At 63.3% G+C, this 26,861-nt stretch carries 26 protein-coding genes and 1 tRNA gene; 9 read left to right on the top strand and 18 right to left on the bottom strand.

The features are described from left to right. Nucleotides 1-18: 18 nt before the first annotated feature. Nucleotides 19-1,773: an ATP-binding protein gene (locus QX124_RS15790; RefSeq protein WP_315739682.1), complete on the bottom strand. Its 1,755-nt coding sequence runs from the start codon at nt 1,771-1,773 to the stop codon at nt 19-21. Between the two features lie 505 nt (nt 1,774-2,278). Here QX124_RS15790 and QX124_RS15795 point away from each other — a divergent pair. Continuing rightward, nucleotides 2,279-2,797 carry an Hsp20/alpha crystallin family protein gene (locus tag QX124_RS15795; RefSeq protein WP_315797646.1) on the top strand — a complete coding sequence of 173 codons (519 nt, stop codon included), beginning with the start codon at nt 2,279-2,281 and terminating at the stop codon, nt 2,795-2,797. A gap of 183 nt (nt 2,798-2,980) precedes the next feature. After that, entirely contained in the window at nt 2,981-3,898 is a 918-nt protein-coding gene (gene hpaD, locus QX124_RS15800; protein ID WP_315797647.1) for a 3,4-dihydroxyphenylacetate 2,3-dioxygenase, read from the top strand. An 11-nt stretch (nt 3,899-3,909) separates the two neighbouring features. Here hpaD and QX124_RS15805 read toward each other — a convergent pair whose 3' ends face one another. Further along, nucleotides 3,910-4,359: an NUDIX hydrolase gene (locus QX124_RS15805; protein WP_315797648.1), complete on the bottom strand. Its 450-nt coding sequence runs from the start codon at nt 4,357-4,359 to the stop codon at nt 3,910-3,912. 209 nt (nt 4,360-4,568) lie between these two features. On the opposite strand from QX124_RS15805, the gene QX124_RS15810 reads away from it, so the two are divergent. Beyond that, on the top strand, nt 4,569-5,090 hold the full coding sequence (locus QX124_RS15810; protein WP_315797649.1) for a hypothetical protein: 522 nt from the start codon (nt 4,569-4,571) through the stop codon (nt 5,088-5,090). 39 nt (nt 5,091-5,129) lie between these two features. Here QX124_RS15810 and QX124_RS15815 read toward each other — a convergent pair whose 3' ends face one another. The 12 genes from QX124_RS15815 to QX124_RS15870 form a co-directional block, all read right to left on the bottom strand. Continuing rightward, entirely contained in the window at nt 5,130-5,288 is a 159-nt protein-coding gene (locus QX124_RS15815) for a hypothetical protein (protein WP_315781062.1), read from the bottom strand. A gap of 230 nt (nt 5,289-5,518) precedes the next feature. Next, nucleotides 5,519-7,747 (bottom strand): tetratricopeptide repeat protein, encoded by a 2,229-nt coding sequence (locus tag QX124_RS15820; protein WP_315797650.1) that lies wholly within the window; start codon nt 7,745-7,747, stop codon nt 5,519-5,521. Nucleotides 7,748-8,056: 309 nt separating this feature from the next. Continuing rightward, nucleotides 8,057-8,130, bottom strand: a tRNA-Gln gene (locus QX124_RS15825). A gap of 171 nt (nt 8,131-8,301) precedes the next feature. Next, a complete protein-coding gene (locus QX124_RS15830) occupies nt 8,302-8,568 on the bottom strand; it encodes a hypothetical protein (protein ID WP_315797651.1) in 267 nt (88 codons plus the stop codon). Between the two features lie 22 nt (nt 8,569-8,590). Beyond that, nucleotides 8,591-9,763, bottom strand: a complete 1,173-nt coding sequence (locus QX124_RS15835; RefSeq protein ID WP_315797652.1) for a hypothetical protein — start codon at nt 9,761-9,763, stop codon at nt 8,591-8,593. Beyond that, nucleotides 9,750-10,040 (bottom strand): hypothetical protein, encoded by a 291-nt coding sequence (locus QX124_RS15840; protein ID WP_315797653.1) that lies wholly within the window; start codon nt 10,038-10,040, stop codon nt 9,750-9,752. Before QX124_RS15840 ends, QX124_RS15835 begins: the two co-directional genes overlap by 14 nt. A gap of 109 nt (nt 10,041-10,149) precedes the next feature. Beyond that, nucleotides 10,150-11,382, bottom strand: coding sequence for an AAA family ATPase (locus QX124_RS15845; protein WP_315797654.1), 1,233 nt, complete (start codon nt 11,380-11,382; stop codon nt 10,150-10,152). Further along, complete coding sequence (locus QX124_RS15850; protein ID WP_315797655.1) at nt 11,379-12,149, bottom strand: bifunctional DNA primase/polymerase; 771 nt, start codon at nt 12,147-12,149, stop codon at nt 11,379-11,381. Before QX124_RS15850 ends, QX124_RS15845 begins: the two co-directional genes overlap by 4 nt. Next, nucleotides 12,146-13,237 (bottom strand): hypothetical protein, encoded by a 1,092-nt coding sequence (locus tag QX124_RS15855; RefSeq protein WP_315797656.1) that lies wholly within the window; start codon nt 13,235-13,237, stop codon nt 12,146-12,148. The genes QX124_RS15850 and QX124_RS15855 overlap by 4 nt, the downstream gene beginning before the upstream one ends. Then, complete coding sequence (locus QX124_RS15860; RefSeq protein WP_315797657.1) at nt 13,234-13,449, bottom strand: hypothetical protein; 216 nt, start codon at nt 13,447-13,449, stop codon at nt 13,234-13,236. Before QX124_RS15860 ends, QX124_RS15855 begins: the two co-directional genes overlap by 4 nt. An 80-nt stretch (nt 13,450-13,529) precedes the next feature. Continuing rightward, nucleotides 13,530-13,718 carry a hypothetical protein gene (locus tag QX124_RS15865; protein ID WP_315797658.1) on the bottom strand — a complete coding sequence of 63 codons (189 nt, stop codon included), beginning with the start codon at nt 13,716-13,718 and terminating at the stop codon, nt 13,530-13,532. A 77-nt stretch (nt 13,719-13,795) separates the two neighbouring features. Then, complete coding sequence (locus QX124_RS15870) at nt 13,796-14,263, bottom strand: hypothetical protein (protein WP_315797659.1); 468 nt, start codon at nt 14,261-14,263, stop codon at nt 13,796-13,798. 309 nt (nt 14,264-14,572) lie between these two features. Between QX124_RS15870 and QX124_RS15875 the strand changes: the two genes are divergently transcribed. The 5 genes from QX124_RS15875 to QX124_RS15895 all read left to right on the top strand — a co-directional run bounded on the left by QX124_RS15875 (nt 14,573) and on the right by QX124_RS15895 (nt 19,172). Then, nucleotides 14,573-15,133 (top strand): hypothetical protein, encoded by a 561-nt coding sequence (locus QX124_RS15875; RefSeq protein ID WP_315797660.1) that lies wholly within the window; start codon nt 14,573-14,575, stop codon nt 15,131-15,133. 157 nt (nt 15,134-15,290) lie between these two features. Continuing rightward, nucleotides 15,291-15,965, top strand: a complete 675-nt coding sequence (locus QX124_RS15880) for a recombinase family protein (protein WP_315797661.1) — start codon at nt 15,291-15,293, stop codon at nt 15,963-15,965. A gap of 834 nt (nt 15,966-16,799) precedes the next feature. Continuing rightward, nucleotides 16,800-17,312, top strand: a complete 513-nt coding sequence (locus tag QX124_RS15885) for a hypothetical protein (RefSeq protein WP_315797662.1) — start codon at nt 16,800-16,802, stop codon at nt 17,310-17,312. After that, on the top strand, nt 17,309-18,208 hold the full coding sequence (locus QX124_RS15890; RefSeq protein ID WP_315797663.1) for a hypothetical protein: 900 nt from the start codon (nt 17,309-17,311) through the stop codon (nt 18,206-18,208). The genes QX124_RS15885 and QX124_RS15890 overlap by 4 nt, the downstream gene beginning before the upstream one ends. A gap of 175 nt (nt 18,209-18,383) precedes the next feature. After that, on the top strand, nt 18,384-19,172 hold the full coding sequence (locus QX124_RS15895; protein WP_315797664.1) for a hypothetical protein: 789 nt from the start codon (nt 18,384-18,386) through the stop codon (nt 19,170-19,172). 96 nt (nt 19,173-19,268) lie between these two features. Here QX124_RS15895 and QX124_RS15900 read toward each other — a convergent pair whose 3' ends face one another. Further along, nucleotides 19,269-19,748, bottom strand: coding sequence for a hypothetical protein (locus tag QX124_RS15900; RefSeq protein ID WP_315797665.1), 480 nt, complete (start codon nt 19,746-19,748; stop codon nt 19,269-19,271). 833 nt (nt 19,749-20,581) lie between these two features. Here QX124_RS15900 and QX124_RS15905 point away from each other — a divergent pair. Next, entirely contained in the window at nt 20,582-21,502 is a 921-nt protein-coding gene (locus QX124_RS15905) for a hypothetical protein (protein WP_315797666.1), read from the top strand. Here the strand turns inward: QX124_RS15905 and QX124_RS15910 are convergent. From QX124_RS15910 to QX124_RS15920, 3 genes are all read right to left on the bottom strand, one after another. Next, complete coding sequence (locus QX124_RS15910; RefSeq protein WP_315797667.1) at nt 21,499-21,846, bottom strand: hypothetical protein; 348 nt, start codon at nt 21,844-21,846, stop codon at nt 21,499-21,501. The genes QX124_RS15905 and QX124_RS15910 overlap by 4 nt on opposite strands. 585 nt (nt 21,847-22,431) lie before the next feature. Then, nucleotides 22,432-25,578 (bottom strand): multidrug efflux RND transporter permease subunit, encoded by a 3,147-nt coding sequence (locus QX124_RS15915; RefSeq protein ID WP_315781059.1) that lies wholly within the window; start codon nt 25,576-25,578, stop codon nt 22,432-22,434. Then, nucleotides 25,575-26,744, bottom strand: coding sequence for an efflux RND transporter periplasmic adaptor subunit (locus QX124_RS15920; RefSeq protein WP_315739691.1), 1,170 nt, complete (start codon nt 26,742-26,744; stop codon nt 25,575-25,577). The genes QX124_RS15915 and QX124_RS15920 overlap by 4 nt, the downstream gene beginning before the upstream one ends. Between the last annotated feature and the right edge of the window lie 117 nt (nt 26,745-26,861).

A 26,861-nucleotide genomic window follows, 5' to 3' on the forward strand; every position in this document is an offset into this window, starting at 1 on the left:
AGGGGGGCGCCGCCGTATTTAGCGCAGCGGCTTCTTCAGCAGCGAGAAGCGGTCCGGATCGAGGCCCATCGAGGGCTGCAGCATCGGCGCGTCCAGCGAGGCCGACAGATTGCCGCGATCTCCGAGGCTGCCGGCGCCGCTGTCGCCGCTCGCAGCGTCGCGGCTCGAGGTCGCTCCGCGCCAGCGCTCCAGCACGGCACTGACGAAATGCATGTCGTGTCCGGCATTGACCGAGCGGACAGTCGCGATCGTCGCTTCGCTGCGCGGCAACTGATGCAGCGGCACCTCCTTGAAGCGCAGCCGGGTCGGCAGCGCGACGCCTTCGCCGAACGCCAGCACCTCGCGGGTGCCGAGCGACGGGACGAAGGAGAGCAGGTTGGCGGCGGCGTCCGACACCGCGGAGCGCAGCAGCGACTGGTCGCGCTCGTTGGCGAGGCGCATCGTGAACAGCGTGTTGCACTGGGAGATGATGGTGGCGTCGAGCTCGGCCGGCCGCTGGGTGATGAGGCCGAGATAGACGCCGTATTTGCGGCCTTCCTTGGCGATGCGCGAGATCGCCTTGCGGGTCGGACCGAAGCCGATCGAACGGTCTGCGGAGGCGTAGCGGTGCGCTTCCTCGCAGACGAACAACAGCGGCGAGACGCCGTCGCTCCACAGGCCGAAATCGAACGCCATGCGGCACACGACCGAGACGACGGAATCGACGACCTCGGCCGGGAAGCCGGCGAGCTGCATCACCGTCATCGGGCGGCCGTTGGCCGGCAGGCGGAACAGATGGCTGATGACCTCGGCCATGGTGTCGCCGCCGACATTGGCGTTGTCGAACATGAAGGCGTAGCGCGGGTCGTTGCGCACGGTCTCGATGCGCGAGATCAGCTTGTGATAGATGATGCGCGAGGAGCGGTTCTCCAGCTTGCCCATGCGCTCGTCGATCAGGTTGATCAGGTCGACAAGGCGGTAGGGCACCGGCGTATCGACGGTGTAGCCGACCATCTTGGGATCGACGCGCTTGAGCCCGATGCGGTCCGTATTCTGGTATTGGGTGTAGATGCCCTTCGCCAGCGGGATCACCTCGGCGAGGATGTCGAGCTCCTCCGGCACGCCGGGCCGGCCGCCGAACAGGACGTCGACGATCTCCTCGAAATTGAACAGCCAGAACGGCAGCTTCAGATTGCGCGGGTTCAGCACCAGCGCGCGCTCGCCGAAGCAGCGGCCATATTCGTTGTGGACGTCGAGCAGGAAGATGCGCAGGTTCGGCCGCGCCTTGAGGATCTCGTTGAGCAAGAGCGACACGCCCGTCGATTTGCCGACGCCGGTCGAACCGAGCACGGCGAAGTGTTTCGACAGCATTTCCTCGACATTGACACAGGCGCGCACGGAGGTGTCCTGCTGCAGCGCGCCGATGTCGATGTGGTCGCCGGCGGTCGGCGTGTAGATCGTGCGCAGCTCCTCGCTCGTGATCATGTCGACGGCGTCGCCGATGGTCGGGTAGTGGGTGACGCCGCGCTGGAACTTGGGCCGTTCGGCCGGTCCGAGGATCTCGCCCAGCAGGTCCACCGACGCCGTCGCGACGTATTCGCTGGCATGCGACAGGTCTTCGCTGGTCACCTCGGTGATGATCGCAATGATCGTGGCGCTCGGGCAGCGAATGCTGATGAAACGGCCGACTGTGGCGCGGATATCGGAAACGGTCATCTGCTGGGTCGACAGAATGCCGACGCGGGCCTGGGAGCCCCGCACCGAGATCACGCGTCCGAAGGATGTCACGGTCATGAAACCTGTGGTGAATTGTTGAGCTGACACCTTCTCTGCTGGGACTGGAAAATTTGTTAAGCGGGCAATGTTTGTGAACGTGCTGCCGCCCAGCCCGGCGGTCGGAGGGGCGCGCGGAGCGTTGCGAATGCACCTTCTCAATGGCGCCTAACACCTTGCGGCATAAGGCTTTCTGCATCCTTCCCTAAAGCGTCGCTCGAGCCGCTCGGATTAACGTCCGGTTCACCATCTCCAAGGCTCTTCCTGGAGGCTCTTCCTGTAAGGCTCTTCAGCTCTGGGCGCGCGGTGCCGAAAGATTGCCGAAAGCCAAGTGGATGGTCCCACGCCGATCCGAACCCGTCCAGCCGCTCAGCGATTTGATCGCAGCAATCTGGAACCCGGGCGTGCCTGCTATATTTTGCCCGTCAAGCGCGAGGGAGCGGATGCCGCCGATCTCGTCGAACGAAATCGGTCGCGCCCATGCCGTTGCGGACCTGATCCTCGCGTGAAGCAGGAGGATGATGTCATGGCTGAACCTACCAAGCTGCCCGTCAACACCGAGAAGGCAGGTGCGCCATCCATGCAGGGATGGCGGCCGTTCGAGAACCTGCGCCGCGAGATCGATCGCGTGTTCGAGGACTTCCATGGCGGGATCTGGCGCACGCCGTCGCTGTTCGACCAACTGCCGGATCTGGCCCGCGCACGGTCCTTTGCCGTGGCGCCGGCGGTCGACGTCGCCGAGCACGACAATGCCTATGAGGTCACGGCTGAGCTGCCGGGCCTCGACGAGAAGAACGTCGAGGTGAAAGTTGCGAGCGGCGTGCTCTCGATCAAGGGCGAGAAGCAGGAGGAAAAGGAGGAGAAGAAGGACTATTACGTCCGTGAGCGCAGCTTCGGATCCTTCGAACGTTCCTTCCAGATCCCTGACGGCGTCGACACCGACAAGATCGAGGCCGTGTTCAAGCAGGGCGTGCTCAAGGTCACCCTGCCGAAGAAGCCCGAGGTGCAGAAGGCCGCCAAGACCATCGACATCAAGGCTGCCTGACCGGGCGCGGAGTCGCGCAAGCGCGCCGCGCTGTCCCATGATCATGGGACAGACGATGGATTGGACGCCGAGGAAGGGCCGCGCGCGCGGCCCTTTTTTTCGCGGAGCTGCAGGGGTAATCTGCCTCCCAAGCAAACGGTCGGCGATGCCGGACCGGGGAACGACCGGAAGGGAGACGAGAGGATGGGCAAGCTCGCACTGGCGGCCAAGATCACGCATGTGCCGTCGATGTATCTCAGCGAGCTGGATGGTCCGGCCAAGGGCAAGCGACAGTCGGCGATCGACGGTCATATCGAGATCGGCCGGCGCTGCCGCGAGGCCGGCGTCGACACCATCGTCGTGTTCGACACCCATTGGCTGGTCAATGCCGGCTATCACATCAATTGCGCGCCGCATTTCGAGGGGCTCTACACCTCCAACGAGCTGCCGCACTTCATCGCCAACATGACGTATGAATACGACGGCAATCCAGAGCTCGGCCACATCCTGGCCGAGGGCGCCAACGCCCATGGCGTTGCCACCATGGCCCACGATGCGACGTCGCTGGCGCTGGAATACGGCACCTTGGTGCCGATGCGCTACATGAACCCCGACCGCCACTTCAAGGTCGTATCCGTCTCGGCGCTGTGCACCTCGCATTATCTCGCCGACAGCGCCAAGCTCGGCTGGGCGTTCCGCCGCGCGGTCGAGGATCATTACGACGGCACGGTGGCCTTCTTCGCCTCGGGCTCGCTGAGCCATCGCTTTGCCCAGAACGGCACCGCCGACGAGTATCGCGACCGCATGTTCAGCCCGTTCCTGGAGCGGCTCGACCACGAGGTGATCCAGATGTGGGAGCACGGCGAGTGGCCGGATTTCTGCGACATGCTGCCGGAATATGCCAGCAAGGGCCATGGCGAGGGCTTCATGCACGATACAGCCATGCTGCTCGGCGCGCTCGGCTGGAACCACTACGACCGCGGCGTCGAGGTCGTGACCCCGTTCTTCCCGTCGTCGGGGACGGGCCAGATCAACGCGGTCTTCCCGGTGACCCCGATGCCGCATGTGCTCGACGACATCGGCCGTCCGCGCGCTGCGGCGCTTGCGGGCGGACGGCTGTAGCAGGCGAGCCGTCACCACACGCGTGCACGCGTCAATATGTCGATGATGTCCTCGGGGTGGACGGTGTCGGCCGCTTCCGCGAGCTCGGCCTGCCGCCACCAGTGCTGTCCTGCGATGGCGGCGCGCTCGAGTTCGGTCCAGTGCATCGACGACAGGTCGGCGCGCGCAACTCTGACGAGGAAATAGCGCTCGTCCGAGCTGACCTCCTCGCCATCGACCATCGTGAAGGTGACCAAGCGCTGCGCGATCTGCGGCCCAGGGTCGTCGATGCAAATGCCTGTCTCCTCGAACATCTCGCGGCAGGCTGCGGCCTCGTAGCTCTCGCCTGGATGGACGCCGCCGCCCGGCGTGGCCCAGAACTGCGTCCCAGTCAGCGCGCCGGCAAGGTGGACGAACTTGAACAGCAGAAGCCTGTCGTGGGGATCGAGCACCAGCAGGCGGGCGGAGGGGCGTTCACCCATCTGACGACTTTTTTCGGGTCAGCTTCGTGCAAGCATAACACCTTCTCGAATGAAGCAGGCAGTCTTGCGTGAGGGCCGCACCCATGGCCCGGCTCCATCAAGGCAGCCGATGCGCATGGCGGGCCCGGCGCAGTCGCCTATCGCGCGGCGTTGAACTGCGGCGCTCGCGGCACGACCAATCCGTGAGGAATCCGAGGCCGGTTGACCGCATGACGCTGACGAAAATTCTGTTGCTGACGGCGCTGCTCGCGGCGCCGAGCGTGGCCGCTGCGCAGGCGCCTCATCGCGAAGCCTGCAACGTCGAGGTCGACATCGCCGACCGCGATCCGAACGGCGCCAATGTCCGCGCGGAGCCGGGCGGCAGCATCATCAAGGGGCTGAAGAATCCGACCAGCGACGGCTGGATCGTCGTGCATCTCACCGCGCAGCAGGGCGACTGGTTCGAGATCGACCGGGCCGTGCTGAACGACGTCGATCAGGGCAAGGAGAGCGTGATCTTTCAGGGCAGGGGCTTCGTGCATCGGAGCGTGGTGGGCGTCGGCGGCCTGCAGAACGGTGCGGTGATCTATCGCGACCATGCCGCCTCGAGCCCGAAGCTCGATCCGCATGCGAACGGCGACCAGGCTGTCGAACTGCTCGGCTGCTTCGGCGATTTCGCCAAGATCCGCATGAAGAAAGGCATCGGCTGGACCCGGCAGCTCTGCACCAACATGGTGACGACCTGCTCGTGAGTGGCCGCGTCCGCCGCCGACGAAAGCGGATCAAACCCCTCAGGCCGCGTGCTGCCGGTGCTGCGACAGCCGCTCGCGCTCGCGCCGGCACTTGGCCGCGAATTGGCGCAGCCGCTCGATCGTCAGCGTGTCCGTGATGCTCCGCTCGAGCCGCTCGGCCCGCTCAATCTGGTCGTCGAGGTCCGTCAGCTTGGTCATGTCACGTCTCCCTGGCCAGACAATTTGAAGCAAATTGCATCGTTCCGGCTGGATGAGGATCGTGGTGAATGACGGGTTAATTCCGTGATCGGGCGCACGCTGGCAGGATCGTGCCGGCGAGCCGACGATGATCGGCGGGACTGCGTCGTCGATGCACCGCAAGCGTCGGCATGGGTCGAACGGCGCACGGGCGCGACGCTGTGCCGGCCGGACCAGATCTGATTCAAGCGCTAGCCGGTCGTCGCTCGTGCGCAATAGTCACGCCAGAACGTCCGGTATCCCTGTTCCACATGCTGCGTGTAGAGCGCGCCGTTTCCGGCGGCTGAATTCAACACCCTGGCGGGCAGCTCGGCACGGAGCGCGGCAAGCTCGCCGGGCCGCGAGCAGAATTTCAGCGCTGCCGCGAGATAGCCCTCGTCGTCATCGGCGACCCACGCGTCGAGGCCGACTGCCTTGACGATCGCGCCGCCCGCCCGTGCCGAGGGGGTGCTGCCGAGCTTGGTGACGACAGGCACGCCCATCTGCAGTGACTCCCACGTCGATATGCCGCCATTTTGCGGGAACGGATCGAGTGCGATGTCGATATCGGCGAACATCGCAAGATGCTCCTCGCGCGATGTCTTTCCGACGGAGCGGAGGCGTTCCGCGGCGATGCCGTGGGCGACGAAGCGGGCGATCAATCGGTCGCGCAGCAGGGGATCGCTCATCGCATGGTTCTTGACGACGATCATAGAGCCCGGCGTCGCAGCCATCAGCTTCGACCATAGAGCCAGAGTGGGCTCCGAAAACTTGTCGGCGCGATTGAATGAGCCGAAGGTGACGTGACCGTTGCGAAGCATGGGCAGCGGCGACGGTGGAATTGGAGGCGGCGGTTCGATCGTGATCAGCGACGGTAGGTCGTAGATCCTTTCGGCAAACAGATGCCGGACCGCGGCCGGGATCGTCACCGCATCGGCCAGCAGATAGTCCATCACTGGCAGCCCCGTGCCGGTGACGCTGCCGACGGCGGAGACCTGGATCGGGGCGGGCTTGCGCGCAAACAAGGTGAGCCGATGGCCGGCGGAATGCCCTGAGAGGTCGACGAGGATGTCGACCTTGTCGGCCCGGATCTGCTCGGCGAGCCTCTCGTCGGTCAACTGCCAGGCGTCGACCCAGCGATCGACCAGCGAACGGCACAACTCCGTCTTGGCGTCCTTTGCCGGCGAACAGGAATAGGCGATGATTTCGAACTTGGCGCGATCGTGATGGCGCAGGATCGGCAGGAAGCCGAGAGCCGCCGAATGCTCGCGGAAATCGGAGGAGACGTAGCCCACGACAAGCTGCCGATCGGGGTCGAGATCTCGCCCACCGAGTTGGACACGGGGTAATCGCGAGCCGATCGCTTCCCACCAATATCTCCGTTCTGCCTGGAGACGTTCGACTCCGATCTCGGGCAGGAAATCCAGCGTGAAGATCTTCTTGGTGATCGCGTCCTCGTAGTTCGGGTTGATCGCGAGCGCGCGGTCGTAATCTGAGATCGCCGTGGCGATGTCGCCTTGCATCGCAGAGCAGACCCCGAGCAGGGTCCAGGCGCTCTCCTGCTTCGGGTTCTGCGCCAGGATCTTGTCGACGAACGACATCGCCAGGGCGATGTTGCCGCGCACGAGCGAAACCGTGGCCTTGCCGCGCAGGGCGTCTTCCAGCAACGGTTCGAGGACCAATGCCGCGTCAAAATCGGCTTCTGCCTCGTCGAACTTGCCCTGCTCCTGATAGGCCCGCCCGCGCTGGGCGAGGGCAGGGGCCGCATTCGGATTGATGGCCAGCGCCGCAGTCAGCGCCGCCAGTGCAGCATCGAAATTCCGCAGGTTCATGCTGACCAGGCCCTTGCCGAACAGGGCCGTCAGCAACCGCGGCTGCAGTGCAAGCGCGCGATCGAAGCTCTGGCCGGCGTCCTCGTACCGGCCCGTGAGCAGCAGCGCCATCCCGCGATTGGCGTGGGCGTCGCCATAGCCGGGGTTCAGCGCGATGGCGCGGTCATGCGCAGCAATCGCCTCCTCGAAACGCGAGAGGCTCATCAGCGTAGTGCCGAGATTGGTGAGCGCGGCCGGGAAGTTCGGCTGGAGTTCGACGGCGCGTTCGTAACGAGCGCGGGCCTCCTGATAGCGGCCGAGCCGGAACAGCGACAGACCGAGATCGGACTGGGCTCCGGCCGAGCGCGGGTCGATCTCGACCGCGCGTGTCAGGACGAGCACCGCCTGGTCGAAACGGCCGCAATCCCGCTCGGATACGCCGAGCAGATGCAGGGCGCCGAAATGATGCGGCAGGTCCTGCAGGATCTGCTGGCACAGTGCCTGAGCTTCCGGATGTCGGCCTTCGCGGTAGGCCTTGACCGCCGCTGGCAACAGCACGTCCGCCTGTTTCTTGGCGCGCTTCTGCAGCCTTGCGTTTTGAAAGGCGCGGGAGCCAACGCTGCTCTGCAAGTGCAATCCTCCGGGGAGCGCTTCATTGCTCGCAATGGTTGTTTTGTTTTCGCCGATTCGCAATCGGGAGGACTGTGTTCCTGGCAATTCGGCGCCGGGTCAGGCGGTGTCGACCATCCGCCATCGCAAGCATCGCGCTGGAGGATCTGGAAGAACAGGGCACCGCTGCGATCGAGAAAGCTCTCCGAGGACGAAGTGCGCGGAGACGCCGAGGTGCAGTGACGGGACGAAGTGTGCGCGACAACGGGGTGACGTTTCGTTCGCGAGTCGAAACCGGCTGACCTCAAAAATAGTGGGTCAGCGCCGAAATGGCTGGGGAACCTGGATTCGAACCAAGACAAACAGAGTCAGAGTCTGTTGTGCTACCGTTACACCATTCCCCACCGAAGCAACTGATTTCACAGCGCTTTTTTCGGAAGTTTTGCAATCGAGGCCAGAAGTTTTGCAAATCGGCCGCTGACGCAGCGCCCATATAGCCGCGTCGGCGTTCGCGGTCTAGTCCTTTCAGAGATCGCGGGCCCGCGAACGCACGGACAGGTGTGGGCAATGAGCGGCTATCGCGGCGGCCAAATAACCGTCGCTGCCGACAATGCGACTATGACGGAAATGGCGACGACCATAAGGGTCTGCCGGCGGGCCTTAAGCAGGCTGACCACATAAACAAGGCCGGCGACCGCCCAGGAGGCGCCGAGCAGAAAAAGAAGACCAGAGATGGCCTCGAAAACCGCCATCTCTCGATCTTTTCCGATCTCGATCGTTACGAACAGTGAGCAGATGGCAGCGGCAACGGCAGTCCAAACGAAGGTTTTCCATCGCGTCATTGGTCGTCCGCTCCGGACCACTTCATTCTTGTGAATTGATCACACGCAGGCGTTTTTGACCATCCGCCGCGATCTTCATCTGGTCCTTGAACCGCATGTAATGCTCGACGTTCTGCCGCGACATGCCGATGTCGTTGGCGATCTGGTCGACCTCGTAGCCCTGCTTGGCGCGGGCCAGGATGCCGGTGCCGCGAAGGCCGTGGATCGTCGGGTGGTCGGCATCCTCGGGGTCGATGTCCCACTCGTATTTCTTGACCTGGCCGGCGACCCAGTCCTTCCACCGGCGGCATAGCTGTTTTCCTTCCGATGTGCCTTCCAGCCAGCGGCCCCAGCGCGCGCGCAGGCCGTCGGTGGTGTATTGGGCGCCCTTCGGGGAATAGAGGTACAGGTCTTCCCGGAAGCGCTCGATTGGCTTCAGCCACCGGGTGTTCGTGAACGTCACGGGAGTCTCCGCCCAGCGGTCGAGTTCGAGTGCATCGGCGGTCGCGAGAGGGATGTGGAAGGCGCGGCGCCTCTTGCGCGTCTTCTTCGGCCGACACCACAGGCCGTTGCGGTCGCGGTGCTCCGGTCCCATGCGGATGAGATCGCTGCCGCGTTGGCAAGTCATGACGCCGAGCCGGACCATTCGTACCAGATCGGGCCATGCATGGGCGCGGACGTGTTCGACCGCCCACGCTGGCCACGGCACGTGACCGCGATCGGGAATGTCGAAGTCTTTCACCTTGTCGAACGGGCTGGCCATGGCGAGGCCCAGCGGGATCGCCCAATCCCAGATCGTGCGGCCAACCGAGAGCATCTGGTTCGCCATCACCGGCGTTTCTTTCATCGCGTCGCGCGCGGTCTGGACGACAAGCGGCGTCAGATCCTTAACGCGCGCCAGACCCTGCGCTTCCATGCGGCGCATCGTCACTTCATAGTTTGACTGCGTGCCTTCGGAGAGCCGCTTGAACTCGTCACTCGCGCGATAGCGCGCGATCAGATCGCCGACCGATCCAGCAGGGTAAGCGGTCGGAGCCGATGTCTGCCTGCGCTCCACTTCGGTCCAGAACGCTTTCGGTTCGGTCTCGGCGTTCGGGAGCTTAATGCGGTCGCCCTCGCGATCGGTGTTCCGGCCGGGGTTCCAATAGTAATACGTGTAGACCCTGCCGTTCTTCTTGCGAACGACGACCTTCTCGACACCTTCAGGGAGCTTCAATCCGTTTCCCCTTTTTCTTGCCAAAGCTCGCCGCCCACTGCATGGGATCAACCGGCGCCGATCCCTTCTTGTCAGCCAGCTTACGATCGACGTCCTCCCAGCGCCAGCGGGGTGTGCCGGATGGGAAGGTGTCGCAGGGTCGGGGCAAGCGGCCTTCCTTCACCCATTGGTCCCATGTATCTGGTGAGATTAGCAATTCGGCTGCGCCGGTCTCCCGATCGACATAGGCCGGAGTCCGATCGCCACGAAGCAAGTTGTCGGCTTTGCGCACCGTCATTGGGGGGATCCCCACCAGCGCGTGCCGCGAGAGCGAGCTCGGACACGGGGCACAATGCGCGTGCGCCAGTCTTTCGGATAGCGTGCTCTGTTCGCGGCGCGGATCGGCATCAGTCCCCCTTTGACGGCCGCTTTTCGTTGTCGACCACGAGACCCTTGACCCGCTTGTGCGTCACCGGGTTGGTGTAGTCGCGCCGGAACAGCAGGCCGGATCTGAGCCAAGTTTTGATGATCTCGCGACAGGTGCCCTCGCTCTTGGTCGGGCAATGCTTTTCGACGACGCGCCACGCCGCACGATCGCGGACGTTCGGCGCATCCGTAAATCGGTTGCCGTCCGGAAGGCCGGTATCGATCTCGCTCAGGATCTCATTGAGCGTCCCGTTGCTGATGCCGGAGAAGGTCTGCGGCGGTGTCCACGGCTCAACCGTCTGCACCTGATCGCCGCTCGGGTAGAGATCCGTGCCGTTGTCGAGGCTGACACTGACCAGCCGAAACCACTTCGCTTCCGTCATTGGTGGGGCGATGTTGACTTTGCCGCTGTCCAGTCGCACCAGAAATTGCCGCTGCGCCTCGCTGACGCCGAAGGCCTGCGCCTCCTCTGGGCTCATCCGCGTGAGCGTGAAGACCAAGCGTGCGGCGTCTTTCATGCTCGATGCGCCACGGCCGCGATTGGCGTTGCCAGGGTCCGCTGGTCCCTTGCTGATGTGATGCGGCGTATCCACCGCGACGTTGAGCGCGATAGCCATGTCGGCGAGCACCTGCATCACCTGATCGATTGCGCTGTTGTCGCTCTCGCCGACACTGTGGACCTTGACGAAGGGATCGAGCGCGACCAGGGCGATGCCGCGCTCGCGGATTGCCCGCTCGATCTTTCCCGCCAGCTTGCCGAGCATGAGCGCGCCTTTAGCAGGATCGACCATCATGATCTTTCCGAGGTCGGCGCTCGCAGTCCTTACAAACAGGCGCCCCTTCAGTTCGGATTGCGCGATGCCATAATGCAGGCATGCGGCTCTGAGGCGGCGGCGCAGCTCATCCCTGCTGTCTTCGAGCGACAGCAGCATGACCTTGCTGCGGGTGAAGACGTACTCTTCGCTCAGGGGGCGTCCCGTGACGACAGCGAGATATTGCACAAGGCGCAGCGCCGTCTTGCCGCTGCCGCCTTCGCCGAGCAGCGAGCTGACGAAGCCGCGACAAAAGGCATTGCCGAGCAACCACTCGCGCGGCGGGATCACGCCTTCATCATCGCCCGCATCCCATTCACCGAGCGGCGTGTCGTCATCACGCTGCGGCGGGTCGCGCGGGATGTCTTCCACAAAATGTGTGAAGCGACCGTTGCGGCTCATTGCGACCTCTTCATCGCGGACTTGATGGTCGCGTCGATCGCGCGTTCGGGAAGGCCGGTGTAGCGGCTCACGGTCGCCAACGCCTCGAAAGCATTATTTCCGTCTTCGCAACTAAGTTCACCGCTCTCGATCATGTCGGTGATCCGGCAGGCGCCCCAGTATGTCAGCGCATTGCGCTCACCTTCGCGCGCGGCGCCGACGCGCCTGAGAACGCCGTGGACGCGATCATCGGCAGAGCCGTTCCGGCGGCAGCGCGGGATGATCTGGATGACCTGCGGCGGCTTCGGCGGCCGCAATGCGGCGACGAGCCACTGTGGCGTCTCTTGCACGGGCGCCGGCACCTCCCGCGCCCACAGAATGACATAACCGCCGTCGCCCCGCGTATCGACGCCGCGACAGAGGCGACCGGCGGTGGTCTTCAGCTCGGGATGATGCCGAAAAAAGATATGCGTGCCGCCGCTGCGCGTGGTGCACTGGTAGGTCTCGCCGAGATACGGCGCGTGCCGCTCAAGCCAAGCCTCGGCCTCCGGATGCCTCGGCGCGTCAACATCGACCACGAACAAGCCGCTGACCGCGCCGCACGGCATGCCGATCAATGGGCCGCGCCAGTGCCGCCAGAGACGGCGCACCTCGGTCGGATCGCATGTCGCATCCCTGAAACCGTTGCCGCCGTCGTCTTTTGATCGCGCGGGCGCCTTGTTCGATGCGCAGGGAAACACCGGGATGTTGCGCGCCGCCAGCGCAAGTGCGTCGTCAACTACGCTCATGCGGCTTCCCGCTTTTTAAAATGCCATGAGCAGTCCACCAAACACGCCAACTTATGCCGCTGCCGGATCTGCAACCCGCCGTCGGTGGCCTCGAGCGCGATGACGTCGTCATCGAACTCGGAGACCAGTGTCACGAATTGCGCCAACATCAGCGCCTTCCGCGCCGCGCCGCTGCTTTGGCTAGAAACGCTGTCATCAACCGCGCCGGGCTGGCGCAACAGGGTGAGCTTGAGCGGGGCGCCATCGGTCCATGACAGCCCCAGCAGCGAAGGCCCAGCCAGCGCCATGGCAGCGATCCGGCACAACGCGGCGGCAAGCGATGCCCTCTGCACCAGTGCGATGGCGCCGGTGCGGGGCAGGATGACCTTGTCGTAGGCTGGAAAGGGGCCGATCTGCAGGGCAGTGATGATCGAAATGCCCGGCCACGACGCCTCGAAGGCGACGCGCGATCTCCGTAGCGACACCGCTTCCGGTTTCGTCTGTCGCAGCAGTCGAGCAACCAGGGCTGCGGCCGGTGTCGGCAAGATCAATGTGCGATCGTCGGAAAGGGGACCGCCTGCGACGTCGACGCGCAGCAGCACGTGACCATTGGTGCTGACACCAACGAGCCTGCCGTCGCTGTGGTGTAGGAAAACACCATGAAGATAAGGCCGCGTTTGCGCGGTGTCCGCCGCCGGCAGGACTGACAAGAGCACCAGGACATCGTCGGCGGCCAGCTCAGCGCTGCCGGTCACCGGATCAAGCTGGAGCCCGTCCTGCGCATCGGTCAGCGACAGGCAATAGCGGCTTGCATCTGCGGCGACGATCGCGGCGTTCTCGGCCGTGGTGATGCTGACGGTGGTGTCCAGCGCAAAGCCAGCGAGCAGGCGCGACAACTTCGTCGCCGACAACGCGGCGTTGCCGGGCTCGCTGACGTTGGCCGCAGCGCTGGCGCTGATCGAGATGAAGGAGCGCTCATTGGTGACGCGGAAGGCGATGGTGCCACGATCGGCGGTGATGCAAACCGGCGTGTCGAGCTTCTGATCGGCGGCCAGCGCGGCCATCGACAGGGCGGCATGCAGGCAGCCGGCAGGGGCGCTGATTTTCATCGCACTGGCTCATAGTGCAGCACGACGCGATGGCACGCGCGGCAGATGATACGGAAGCCGCAGCCGATTGCCTCGGCATCGATGGGGCGGATATCGCAGCAGCAAGGCGGCGGGCATGTCAGGCCGTCGCTGATGCCGATTTCGATGCCGTTGCAGAGAACGAGGAACGGCGGACGCGGATTGACTTTCGAGACGGCTGATCTATGTCTCATGCGCGTTTTCCTTTGATGCCTCGCTGGCACGCGAGAATGTCAAGAGAGATGAGGTCGCCGGCACCCAGCCGGCGACACTCTCACTCAGCAGGGATCGCCTCAGCGTCCAAAGCGATATTGATCAGCTCTTCGGTCGCCTTCGTGCGCGAGAGGATCGTGGCCTGCTGCCGCCGCCAGATGTCGATGCGATCAACGGTCGGCTGCTCGGTGCGCCAATAGAGAGGCCTGCGCTTTTTGGCTGGCGGCTTCGGCTGCTGATGCTTCTGCATCGCGTGATCCTCATGCTGGGTGTGCAGCGAGGATGCGCCTGCAGCTCGTTGGGCATAAGTAGAGAAAATTGGGGGGGCTATTTTCTACGCTTTTTCAGGTCGAGGAACCGGAAGGACGGCGGCTGACCCCGGCGCAGCGGTGGAGAGGTCGGCGCAAACTTGGCCTCGATGGCAGGACGGCGTTTTTTCCAATCCCGGATCTTCGCGACCAGCGCCGCGTGCTTGTTCGCAAACTTGGCATCGCCTTTGTGGATGCCGTCTGCCGCGAGCAGCTCGCGCGCCAGCTTGGCGACATTCGGTCGCGGCGTCATGGCGGCCAGACGATTGAGCAGTTCGAGCTGATCAAGGGCCTCGTACTGCTTGTCCGTTGGCTCCCGGACGAAGTTTGCAAACACCTCGCGCGCAGTCTTGAGGCCATCGCGGTGCACGATCCGGGCAAAGATCGGGATCAGATCCAACACATCCTGGTGCAGCGGCGGGATGGCTGGGCGACGACGGGGCGGCGGCTTCCAATCCGAATTATCCCAGTCGGGGCGCTTGATCATGGATCGCGACTTCCTGTCCGCGCACGCGCAGCACATTAGGCTGTCGCAGCAGATGCCATTACCCTATTTCCAACGGCAGGTTAATGGCACAGCAGCTCAACTGCCGTTATTATGATCCGCCTATAGGGAAAAGGGTAATGGCAACGGCATTGCCGTTACCCCTTTTCCCAACGGCGGATCAACGGCAATGGCGGCGGGTGTGGAAGCAGAGGAGGAACCCGATGCGACAAACCCAATGCCGCACATCTCGGATGGTTGGACTTGGCGCTGAGGCTGGCACAGATGCTCGACACGACGTAGGCTGCGGCCATGCCTACATTGCGTCCCAAGCAAGAAGCCTTCGCCCAAGCTTTGGCCAAGTCCGTTCGAAACGGCATGAGCGTAGCTGACTGCTACCTCAGCTCGGGCTATCGTTGCCGTGATCGCCATAGTGCCGAAACCGCAGGATCGCGTTTGTCGAAAAATGTTGAGGTCAAGGCGAGGGTGGATGAGATCGTGAGGCCGGCCGTCAAGCGAGCGGGGTTGAGCCTTGAAAATCTCATCCCCAAGATCGAGGCTGCGATCGCGGACGCAAAGCGCGATGGTGCGCACGGCTCGGTCATGAGCGGCCACACCCTGCTGCTGAAAATCGCCGAGTTGGCCGAGGAGCGGAACGCGAGCGAAGCCGCCCAGTACGGCGGTGCGACGACGTCCGAGGAGGTCTTGGACATGATCCGCGACCTGATCGGCGATGCGCCTGCTGCTGTCGTCGCGGCGGCTATCACCAGCGATGTCTACGCCAAAGACGTCGACAAGGCGTTGGAACTCATCGACCAGATCCACGCCGATCTCCTCGCGAGGGTTTCGGGCAAGGCAATCCTCGTTTCCTGATTTTTGGCGTCGTGATCGAGCGCGCGGTGGCCCCGACCTGAGGCCGCGCCCTGGTCGCGCCTGATTTTTTTCTCCGAAACTGCGACCCGATCTTGCTCCCTCAGGCTCAAAACTGTACTGTTTCCTCAGGGTAGCAGAACAAAACGCGGCTAAGGCTATGGCGCGCAAGGAAAAATTGATTAAAGCGGTTGGTTACATGCGCACCAGCAGCGCGACCAACGTCGGGCAGGACAAGGACAGCGAGAAGCGCCAGCGCGCGGCGATCGAGGCCTACGCCAAGGCCGCCGGCTATCAGATCGTCGATTGGTTCTACGACGCGGCTGTGCGGGGCGCGGATGCGGTTACGGAGCGTCCTGGCTTCTCGGCCATGCTGGAGCGCCTGCTTTCGAATGGCGTCCGTTGCATCGTTTGTGAGTCACCTGACCGCTTCGCGAGAGACTTGGTCGTGCAGCTCACCGGGCACGACTACCTGAAGCGACTTGGCGTGTCGCTCATCCCAGCCAGCGCGCCGGACTTCTTTCTGCAGGACACGCCGACGGCCGTCATGGTGCGTTCGATCTTGGGCGCGGTCGCGCAATTCAACAAGGCCGACTTGGTCGCCAAGCTCAAGGCGGCTCGCGACCGCAAGCTGCAGGCGACGGGCAAGTGCGGCGGGCGCAAGTCCTATGCTGAGGCCAACCCCGAAATGGTGCAGGCTGCGCGCGAGCTGAGCGGTCAACGCCCCCGTCTCTCGTTGCGCGACATCTCGGCCGCGCTTGCCGAGCGGGGCTTCAAGACGTCAAGCGGTGCGAGCTACTCGGCCTCTGCCGTGAAATCGATGCTCGGCGCCTGACGGCGCCGGCGCCCAGGTCGAGCGTCTTGGCCTTGGCCTTTGCCCCAAGGGGAGCCGTACTGTCCCCCGGCAGGGCTGTCGGGACAGCTCGATCGATCGAGACACAGATCCAAGCTCCACATCCCGTCCCGCAACTTCCGCTATCCGAGCCTCTGCCAAAGGGGGCCAGTTCCTGGCGCGATCATCTCTGTGGGCCCATCCATGCCGCGCCCAGATGGGACTCACCCAAGGGGACCCGCCTTGCAGCGCTCCAGGACCCGCAGCGGGACTCGTCCATGCGGCCGTTCGTGCCGGGCACAAGTTGATCATCTGCGTCGATCGCCTCTGTGCGGGCTTCCCTGAGCCATACTCGCACGTCATTGGCACGCGCACGTACACGGGGCCGGACGGGCAGTTTCACGTACTCGACTGACCGCACACTCTGGGGCGGGCGGAAAAGCGTTCGGCGCGTGCGTCGTCAGTTCACGATTATGGGGGCCATCCAGAACGCCCCGCGCTGACTCAGCCGAGTCCGCCCATGCGTTCTGCCGGGGTGGCCGGTGTCGTAGTCGTAAGACCGGGCCGGTCGGAAGGCGGCTCCTGGGGCTTCTCTGCGGGCTGAGCGGCAGACCAGCTTTTGCAAATTGGTCTCCGTTGGTCTCCCGTGGTGGGGCGCTCCATTCCGGCGGAAGCCGGCCGCGTCTCCGATGGGAGCCGTCACTCGATCCAGCCGCTGTCCGGCGCGGTCAGATTGGCTCCGTTTCCATCATTTACCAGCGCAAAAGGCGTAGAACTCCGTTGCGAGGGATCATTGGTTGCGCAAAGGTGCGACAATATTGTCCTGGGGGAACGCGGGTGGCGGGACTGGCTTTTTATTCAGCGAACCCGTGGTTCGCGACGGAAGTGAGCTGCAAGTACCTGAACGGGAACCATTTCGCTTGGATCTCCGACTATTTCGACACCGAGCGAGAGGCACCTGCCGGCTCTGCGGGCACATTGATCGCGCCGAGTTCCAACCCACGGAAGATCTACGACGACCTATTGCACGAGTATCATGCCCAGGAAGAGCACAGTCGAATTATCCGGGACCACCGTAAGACCTTCAAACGGCTTGCGAAAGAATGGCTTGCTGCCAAGACCATCACGAAGCCAGAATATGATGAAATCGTAGCTGCCGCGACTGCCCATTCATGGAGAATTTGGAAACCTGTTCTATACGTCATACCTAAGGCTGGGATCGACCCCGGTCGTGTCTTCGAAGTGCCCCGGCGCGATCGGGCCGGTTACGGCCCAGAGAAGCAGATAAGGGACTTACAACCGCACGAATTCGATATCCTTGACCTCAGCGTATTGGTCCGTCGGCCATGATCACCGCACTCGAAAAACTTGATAGTTTGACCGCAGCCGGGGTTCTCGCGCGCGCCGCCCTCTCGCTCGGCTATGCCAGCTTGCCGGAGGCAACCATCGCTGGTGAGGATACCCTTCGCGCGCAGGTGATCGACGAGGCGCGCCATAAGCTTGGGATCGCGGCCGGCGATGAGAATGCCGAGACGATCGAGAAAATCGCTGATTTGCTCGACGAGGAGGCGGATCGATTACTCCCAGAGCCAGACATCAAGTCAGCGCTGCAGAGGATGGCTGCTCGCGGCGATCTTCCTTCCGACCTTTACACGGTCGAGATCGTTCCTAACATCAGCACATTGCACGGCAGACAATTTGCTCTTGAGGAGAAGCTTATTCGCCTCACGGTCGCGTCGCCTGATATGGAGCAGCACTTCGAGGAGGGGGATAAACCCGAGGAGCCAGCGATGGCCTCCCTGTTTGGGAAGTACATTCGGACCCGCTGGCCGGGAAAGGACTTCTTCATGCTCGTGGTTGGCCAAAGGACCGGAACGCGATTTGTCGTGATACAGGCGTGGCGCGTCTATAAAGGCCGGGTCGATGTGACGGGTGCTCATGATCTCGTCGACTGGCTCAAGCGCTTCTCTGAAGTCTACGGCGCGGAGATCGAGCTTAATGGGAGGAAAGGCAAGTTCTTCGACTACGCGGCTGTCGCCGGCAGTTCGATAGATGCGCGTCTTAACGTCGGCGGAAAGGGGCAACCGAGAGAAGTTATCATAAGTCATCTTACTCGGTGGATCGGAAACCGTCCTGCGTCAAGCTTGATCAACGCGATCGATAGCGACAAGTATATGAGTATGCTCAAGTCGCAGGCGGTCGCTGAAGGCGACATCTACGATCTCTCGGTGCCGAAGGCTGCTTAGACTGTTTGATCTCCTGCGACGGGGGCGAAGGATTGGGGTCGGGAGCTGGAGGCAAACCTGCCGCCGCATTCCAGGACTGGTCGCAGCTTGGGGGTAGGCGCTCCGCCGGGCAAGCATCTACCCGTGCGTAGGCCGAAAGGTCTGAGGTGACGCGGATCGGCTCGCGAGGTTCTAGATGCACAGTGAGATTGCGGATGCAACGCTCGACAAGGTGAAGCTCTTCACGGTTGGTTTCGGGAGAGCGGGCGACGAAACGCCGGTGAAAGGCAGTGGGGTGTTGATCAAGTATGGTCCGCTAAAAGGCATCTTGACGTGTGCTCATGTCGTCGACCTTCTGAGCAAGCAAAAGCAGCCGATCGGCCTCGTTCGATTTTGGCGCGAAGCGAACGAACAGTTCGGTACTCTCGATCTGTCCGAGGTTGTGTCATATGAGTTCGGCGAAGAACCGTGGACCTCGGAGACCGGCGATCTCGCGTTTCTCTGTTTGCCACCGCATCTTGTTGGGAATGTCGAGAAGGACGGTGTGTTTCTCGATGCGGAGAAAAACTTTGCAAAGGCGTGGCCCGACGATCGCTCGTTAATAGTCGTAGATGCCGTCTTCGGACTCGTCCAGGAGTTCACGGGCGAGACAACGCGCCGTGGTAGCACAGCAACTACTAGGCTTCGTGGCGTGCTAACGCCCGGTAATCTGCGCGAGGCCAACGACCATGGTGTCACGTTGGCCTGCTTCGAGGAAAATCTTGCCGATCTGCCTTCTAGCTTTGGTGGCACAAGCGGTGGAGGTCTTTGGCGCGTCCACGTTCGCAAACGGGACGATGGGGTGTTCGAAGCTGTGCACCATAGATTAATTGGCATTGCGTCGCGCGAAGTGCTGGAGACGCCGCCACTCATCAAGTGCCAAGGGTTAGGCCCGATCAAGATGCTTCTTGAGGATGCAGTTCATCAACAGCGTGGAACGTCGTGAGCCCGTCGCCGGCCTCAAGCTCGCGATCGAGCGGGGCGGCCATTCGACGCCGAGCACGATCGCCCCGCCACTATCAACTGATGTTGATCCATACGGCTACCCCTCGAAAAGCGAACAGAAAATCCGGTGGACCGCTTGGTCGACGTCCCATCTCAATTGCGAGCAACGGTCGGCCTCCCCCTCCAGCACGCCCGGCTTCTCGAAGAAGACGTCGCTCTTCATCGAATGCCGCGAGGTGTGGATCACCCGATTGTTGCCGACGCCGATCACCCATAGCCCGTGCACGACCCTCAGACGGATGGTGTTAATCTCATGGCAACGCGCGATTGGTTCCTTGAGGGCGTGGTCTTTGCGGCCAGCTCTCCGATCGGCGAGCGCAAGGAGCGCGCTGCAGAGCTTCGCGAAATCGAGTCCGGAGGTCGCTATCTCGAAGTTCTCGTCGGGTATCCTGCAAAGCTCGGCGACGTGGTATCGAAGCGTGTATTCCAGCTGCGAGAACTCGAACACGAACCTGCCGATCTCGCGATAAGCACGATCCCTGTCGGGCGTTTCGATGGCTGATCCGGCCGCGCTCAATGGAATGGGTTCCGAACTTTGACGTGGAAAGCGTAGCGGATCGTAGATGGAGATCCCGGCGTTGGCACGCGAAAAGGGTATTCGAAATTAGTCAGTCGGTCGCGTCCTGGATTAATTCTCATGAAGCCCGAGGGCGGCGCCAGTTTGGACAGGGCGGCGCCGTTGCAGGTGCCGTCGAGCAGCCGCAGCAACCCGTTGCTAGGCCCGCCGTCTCTCGCCGAGACGACCACCTATAGTCGGTTCGTAATGACGCTGAGGCTGAGGATGCCTCAATGCCGGCTTCTCCCCCATGGCGCCAGACGTTCGGGCGGCTGCAGTCGCTCCATCTGCTGCGGCGCCTGTCGCTCGACGGCGTGCACCGTCTTGCCGAGCGAGGCGGGGCATGATTGCGAGGCGCACTGCGGCGTCACGGGCGCGAGGCCAGCGACCTCAGGATGGTACCGCTGGGAAGGGAGCCGTACTGTACCACGGCAGGCTGCTGGGGATAGCTCGACCGATCGAAGCAGAGGATCAGGCACCGATGTTACCGCTCTCCCGGCCACCAAGTCGACGGCGGATTGGCGGCCGAGATCTTCGTGGTGCGCAGCGCGACCAGATGGCTGCGCTTGTAGGGGTAGACGGAGTTAAGCGCGCGCGGCCACCCGAGTCGGTGCCGTGAACCGGACGACGGCGGCGCGCGCCTGAAATGGCAGGTCGTGCCCCCGTGGCGGCCCCCTGAGCGACGGGCTAGAACCTTCGGACGATTGACGACGGCGTCGCGATGAGCGACGCGGCGGAGGAGTTGTCGGTAATCAATGGTGCTGACAACCTGCCTCGGACATGGGGGACAACCAGTGGATTTTCACCTGGAGCATGGGCTCCGGCTCCAGACCGAGCCAGAGTACAAGAACCTCTACCTCTGGGCGATCCAGGAGTTCGACGCTCAGGGTAAGCAGATCGGCCACGATCATATTCCGTGGGTATATACTTTGAACTTCACGGGAACCTCGTTTGCGCTTCTTGATAGCATCGAAATCGAGTCCCAGAGGGACGAAGCCACGACGGCGCCCCCCGAGGTTGCGCAGCGTCAGCACATTCGCATACGACTTCGTCCGGGTCACCCGTCGGACGACGGGGATTTCTCTCGCGAGACGACGTTCTCGATGTTCGGTACTGACCGCGCCATCAAGAGCTTCGAGCTGAACATCTATCCAATCGCAGACCCCGCCGAGGAGGAGAAGTGCACCGCGTGGGGCTCGGTATCCTACACGACCGAGATCGACTTCAGGCCCGAGACTATGGACGATTGCATCGTCTTCTACCTTTATGTGAAGCCCGATACGTTCGCTCGCTATGGGGCCAAGATCGCTCATGGCCTGGTGGACGAAGTGATCTTCAGTGTTCGATGGGTGTCCGGCTTCTATTCAGAGTGGAGCCCTTCGATCTCGACATCCAATGTGAAGGTCCTGACTGGAGGCGGCGAGCAGAAGATCGCTTTGTCGTCCAGCCACAAGGTTGAACCGCCACAGCTTGGTCACGTCGGAAAGGCTGAGCTGCACATCAATCGACGGCTCGAGTGTCGCAAACGGGAGGCGGAGCCCGAGGCTGACGGGGAGATGCCCGATTTCGGACCGGAGCGGGTCGTCGTAGGGACGCAAGTTCCGGCGGGGGTGGACCCCCGGATATTTCAGACGCTGGGCTCGTTGAAACGGGCGGCGTGGTTCATCGTGTGCCTTTTGGCACTCATCTTCGTCGTGACGCTATCAAAGCATTAGGGCACAGCGCTCGCCCCTGAGTCCGCTCCCGTCAATATCGGCGTGTCTCCATTCGCGCCGCTTTTGAGGGCTCGCTTGCGGCGCGGCACCGCCGGCTCCATTGGCTCGGCAGTATTCAAGGCCCGCATGATGCCGATGCGCGTCAACATCGGATCGCCATTGCATTCGACCACCAGCAGCAGCGCCCCGACCGCAGCCGGCCATTCCGGCCGGTTCTGCGTCCTTTTCGGCAGCTCTTGGATGACGTGGCCCGCGTCGCGCAGTGAGCGGAGCATCCGGCCATCAGACAGCTCGATCGGATCGTAGAAGGTCTGTTCCCAGCTCGTTTCGGCCCCGCATCCCATGCCGCACGGAATGCCGCCTTGGCCTCTTCAAGGTTTGCCGCCCTGCTGGGTTGCGGGCGGCACGCGAGTTTTGCAAACGACTCAGAAGTGCCTGGAAATGGGCGGATCAAAATGAAGAGGAGTTGCAAAACCGGGTTAAAGATTTCAACGGCTTAGCCCGAAATCTGAAAGGCTACCGTTACACCATTCCCCAACGGAATGCCCTGCAGTTTCAAGCAATTGCCGGACTGTCTGGCACCGTTCTGCGCGCCGGCCGGCAAAGCAGGGCGGCGACGACGGGTCCTTCTACCCGCATGTCTCAGGCTTTGGCAAGCCGCTGGATGACGGATTTCCAACGTGCTCTGGCCGCCGCCGCGCCACGGGCCGGCAGGGGCCTAGCGCCCGCCTCTCGCGGCCTGCGGCTTTCGCAGCCCGTCCGGGCCGGCGCCCAGCAGCGGGACCAGGCAGGCGCCGAGCCGTTCCGCGATCTCGTTCACCGGACGGCTCTCGCACGTGACCGTGACGATGCAGGACGAGCAAAGCCTGGACGGCGAGGGCGTGTCCAACGCGGAGATGGCGCGGCAGTAGGCGACAAGAAGCGGCGGATTATTCCGCCGCTTCCTTGACCGGACCTGCCGCTGCGGTCTCGGGCTCGTGGTCGATATGCGTGCGGCCCCAGCGCGCGAAGGCGTTGTTGACCTTGTCGAGATAGAGATAGACCACCGGCGTCGTGAACAGCGTCAGCATCTGGCTGACGATGAGGCCGCCGACCATCGCATAGCCGAGCGGCTGGCGGATCTCCGAGCCGGTGCCGTTGCCGAGCATCAGCGGCACACCGCCGAGCAGCGCGGCCATGGTCGTCATCATGATCGGACGGAAGCGCAGCAGGGCGGCCTGGCGGATCGACTGCTCCGGCGGCAGATGCTGGTCGCGTTCGGCGGCGATGGCGAAGTCGACCATCATGATGCCGTTCTTCTTCACGATGCCGATCAGCAGAATGACCCCGATCAGCGCAATCAGGCTGAAATCGTAGCCGAACGCCATCAGGATCGCGAGCGCGCCGACGCCGGCCGAGGGCAGCGTCGAGAGAATCGTGATCGGGTGGATGTAGCTCTCGTAGAGGATGCCGAGGATCAGATAGACCACGACGAGGGCGGCGAGGATCAAGAGCGGCACGGTCGACAGCGACTGCTGGAACGCCTGCGCAGTGCCCTGAAAGCTCGAGTTCAAGGTTGCCGGCGCGCCGAGCTCGACCATCGCGCGCTGCACCGCATCGGTGGCCTGGCCGAGCGCGACGCCCTGGGCGAGGTTGAAGCTGATCGTGATCGACGGGAACTGGCCCTGGTGGCTGATCGACAGCGGCCGCACCGGCACGTTGGTCCAACTGGCGAAGGTCGAGAGCGGCACCTGGTCGCCGGTGGTCGGCGATTTCACGTAGAGCTTGTTGAGCGTGTCGATGTTGCCCTGCAGCTCAGGCAGGATCTCCAGGATCACGCGGTAGGAGTTGAGCTGGGTGAAGTACTGCGCGACCTGGCGCTGGCCGAACGCGTCATACAGCGTGTCATCGATCAGCTGCGGCGAGATGCCGTACCGCGAGGCGGTGTCGCGGTTGATCGTGAGCTGCACGGTGGTGCCGTCGGCCTGCTGGTCGGTGGCGACGTCGCGCAGCTGCGGCAGCGAGCGCATCTTCTCAAGGATCTTCGGCGCCCATTCGTTCAGCTCTGCGACGTTGGGATCCTGCAAGGTGAACTCGAACTGGGTGCGGGACGGGCGGCCGCCGAGCCGGATGTCCTGCGCTGCCTGCATGTAGAGCCGCGCACCCTCGACCTTCTCGAGCTGCGGCCGCAGGCGGGTGATGATCTGCTGCGCCGTCGCGTTGCGCTCCTCGCGCGGCTTCAGCGTGATGAACATGTTGCCGTTGTTGCCGGCGCGGCCGGAGCCGCCGATTGCCATGGCCACGCTGGCGACGTCGTGATCGGCCATTACGATGTTGGCGAGCGCCTCCTGGCGCGACTGCATCGCCTTGAACGAGATGTCCTGGGAGGCCTCCGAGGTCGCGGTGATCAGGCCGACGTCCTGCTGCGGGAAGAAGCCCTTCGGGATCAGGATGAACAGATAGACCGACAATCCGAGCGTGGCGAAGAACACCATCAAGGTGGCGAAGCGCCAGCGCAGCGCCAGATCGAGCCCCTTCTCATAGGCGCGCAGCATCGCGTCGAACGCGGCCTCGCTCCATTGATAGAACTTGCCGTGCTGCGCGGCGTGCTCGTTGCGCAGGAAGCGCGAGGCCATCATCGGCGTCAGCGTCAGCGACACGATCATCGAGACGAAGATGGTCATCGCCAGGGTGACCGCGAATTCGCGGAACAGCCGGCCGATGATGCCGCCCATCAGCAGCAGCGGGATCAGCACCGCGACCAGCGAGATCGAGATCGACACGATGGTGAAGCCGATCTCCTTGGCGCCCTTGTAGGCGGCGGCCATCGGCGATTCGCCTTCCTCGACATAACGCGAGATGTTCTCGAGCATGACGATGGCGTCGTCGACCACGAAGCCCACCGCGATCGTCAGTGCCATCAGCGACAGGTTGTCGAGCGTGTAGCCAACCCCCCACATCATCGCGCAGGCGCCGAGCAACGCCAGCGGCACTGTGATGGTCGGGATCACCGTCGCCCAGAAGCTGCGCAGGAAGATGAAGATGACCATCACCACCAGGAAGATGGTCAGGATCAGCGTGAACTGAACGTCCTCAACGGCGGCGCGGATGGTGGTGGTGCGGTCGGAGATGAGATCGATCTTGATCGCCGGTGGGATCGCCGCGACCAGCCGCGGCAACAGCCCCTTGATGCGGTCAACGGTCTCGATGACGTTGGCGCCGGGCTGCTTGAAGATCACCAGGAACACGCCGCGCTTGCCATTGGCCCAAGCCGCCTGCTTGGCGTCCTCGGCTCCGGTCACAGCCTTGCCGATGTCGCGGATGCGCAGCGGGCCGCCATTGCGGTAGGCGATGATGACGTCGTTCCAGTCCTTCGACTCGGTGAGCTGGTCGTTGGCGTAGATCGTATAGGCCCGCCGCTCGCCGTCGATGTTGCCCTTGGGCGCGTCGACCGTGGTGATCGCGATCTGGCTGCGCACATCCTCCATCGACAGCCCCTTGGCGACGAGCTTGGCCGGGTCGATCTGGATGCGGATGGATGGTTTCTGCTGGCCGCCGATGATCACCTGGGCGACGCCCGAGATCTGGCTGATCTGCTGGGCGAGACCGGCGTCGACCGCGTCGCTGACGGTGGTCAGCGGCAGCGTCTCGGAGGTCGCCGACAGCAGCAGGATCGGCGAGTCCGCCGGGTTGACCTTGCGGTAGGTCGGCGGCGACGGCAGATTCTTCGGCAGCTGGCCGGAGGCGGCATTGATTGCGCCTTGGACGTCGTTGGCGGCGCCGTCGATGCTGCGATTGAGGTCGAACTGGATCGTGACCGATGCGGTGCCCAGGTAGCTGGTCGAGGTCATCTGGGCGATGCCCGGGATCTGGGCGAACTGCCGTTCCAGCGGCTGGGCGACCGAGGTTGCCATGGTCTCGGGGCTGCCGCCCGGCAGGTTGGCCGTCACCTGGATCGTCGGGAAGTCGACCTGCGGCAGCGGCGCGACCGGCAGCAGGGGGTAGGCGACGAGGCCGATGAACAGGATGCCCGCCATCAGCAGCGAGGTGCCGATGGGGTATTTGATGAAGGGTGCCGAGATGCCGCCGCCGTTCATTCCTGCCGGACCTTAGCTGGCGCCGGCTCCGAGCTGGCCACCGCGGTGGTCACGACCGAGCCTGGCTGCACTTTGAATTGACCGCCCGTAATCACCTGCTGGCCGGGGGTCAGCCCCTCTTCGACCACGGTACGGCCATCGATCGAAACGCCGACCTTCACCTTGCGCAGCTCGGCCTTGTTGTCCGGGCTCACCGTGTAGGAATAGAGCCCGTTGGTCGAATGCTGGACGGCGTCGTCGGGAACCACCGTGGCGTCCTTCAGCGTCCGCACCAGGAGCCGCGTCGACACCGACTGTCCAGGCCACAGCACGTGGTCCTTGTTGTCGAACACCGCCTTCAGCCGGATCGTTCCACTCGACGTGTCGACCTGGTTGTTCACGACCATCAGCTTGCCTTCGGCGAGCTGTTTCTTGCCGTCGGTGGTGAGCGCAATCACCTTCAGGGCAGCAACCTTCTGCGCCTCGTTGATATAGGGCAACTGCTCCTCCGGCGCGGTGAAGATCACCGCAATCGGCTCGATCTGCGCGATCGAAACGATGCCGGTCTGGGTCGAGGCATTGACGATGTTGCCGATGTCGACCTGGCGCAGGCCGGCGACGCCGGAGATCGGCGCCTTGACCTGCGTGTAGCTGAGCTGGGTCTGGGCATTGGCGATCGCGGCGTCGTCGGCTGCGATCTGAGCGGTGAGCTGCGCGACGGTGGCGCGCTGCGTGTCCTGCTGCTGCCGGGTCGCGAACTCGCCGAGCTTGGTGGTGCGCTGCAGGTCGAGATTGGCGTTGTTGAGATTGGCCTCGTCCTGCGCCCGCTTGGCCTTGGCCTGATCGAGCGCCGCCTGGAACGGCCTCGGGTCGATCTCGACCAGCAGGTCGCCCTCGTTCACGAGCTGGCCTTCGGTGAAGGCGATCTTGTCGATCTGGCCGTCGACGCGGGTGCGGACCTGGACCGTATTGAAGCCTTGCACGGTCCCCAGGCCGGTGAGGAAGACCGGGAAGTCCGTCTTCTGGACCAGCACGGTCGAGACTCGAACGGCCTGCGGCCCGGCCGATTTCTGCGCAGCCGTCTTCTTCGCTGCCTCAGCGCCCTGATAGCGCTGCCAGCCGTAATAGCCGGCGCCGCCGAGAGCCGCCAGCAGCAGGATCCAACCTATGGTTCGCGATGTCTTCATGCTGGCCCACATGCTGAGACGAACAGGATAACCGGTCTTTAAAACCATTCCCAGCACGCCAGATATAGTACGCACGCAATTAATGTGTAAACACACGAGCGCGTGGACAAACCTAAA

The organism is Bradyrhizobium sp. SZCCHNRI3043 (assembly GCF_032377735.1).
Lineage (GTDB): Bacteria > Pseudomonadota > Alphaproteobacteria > Rhizobiales > Xanthobacteraceae > Bradyrhizobium.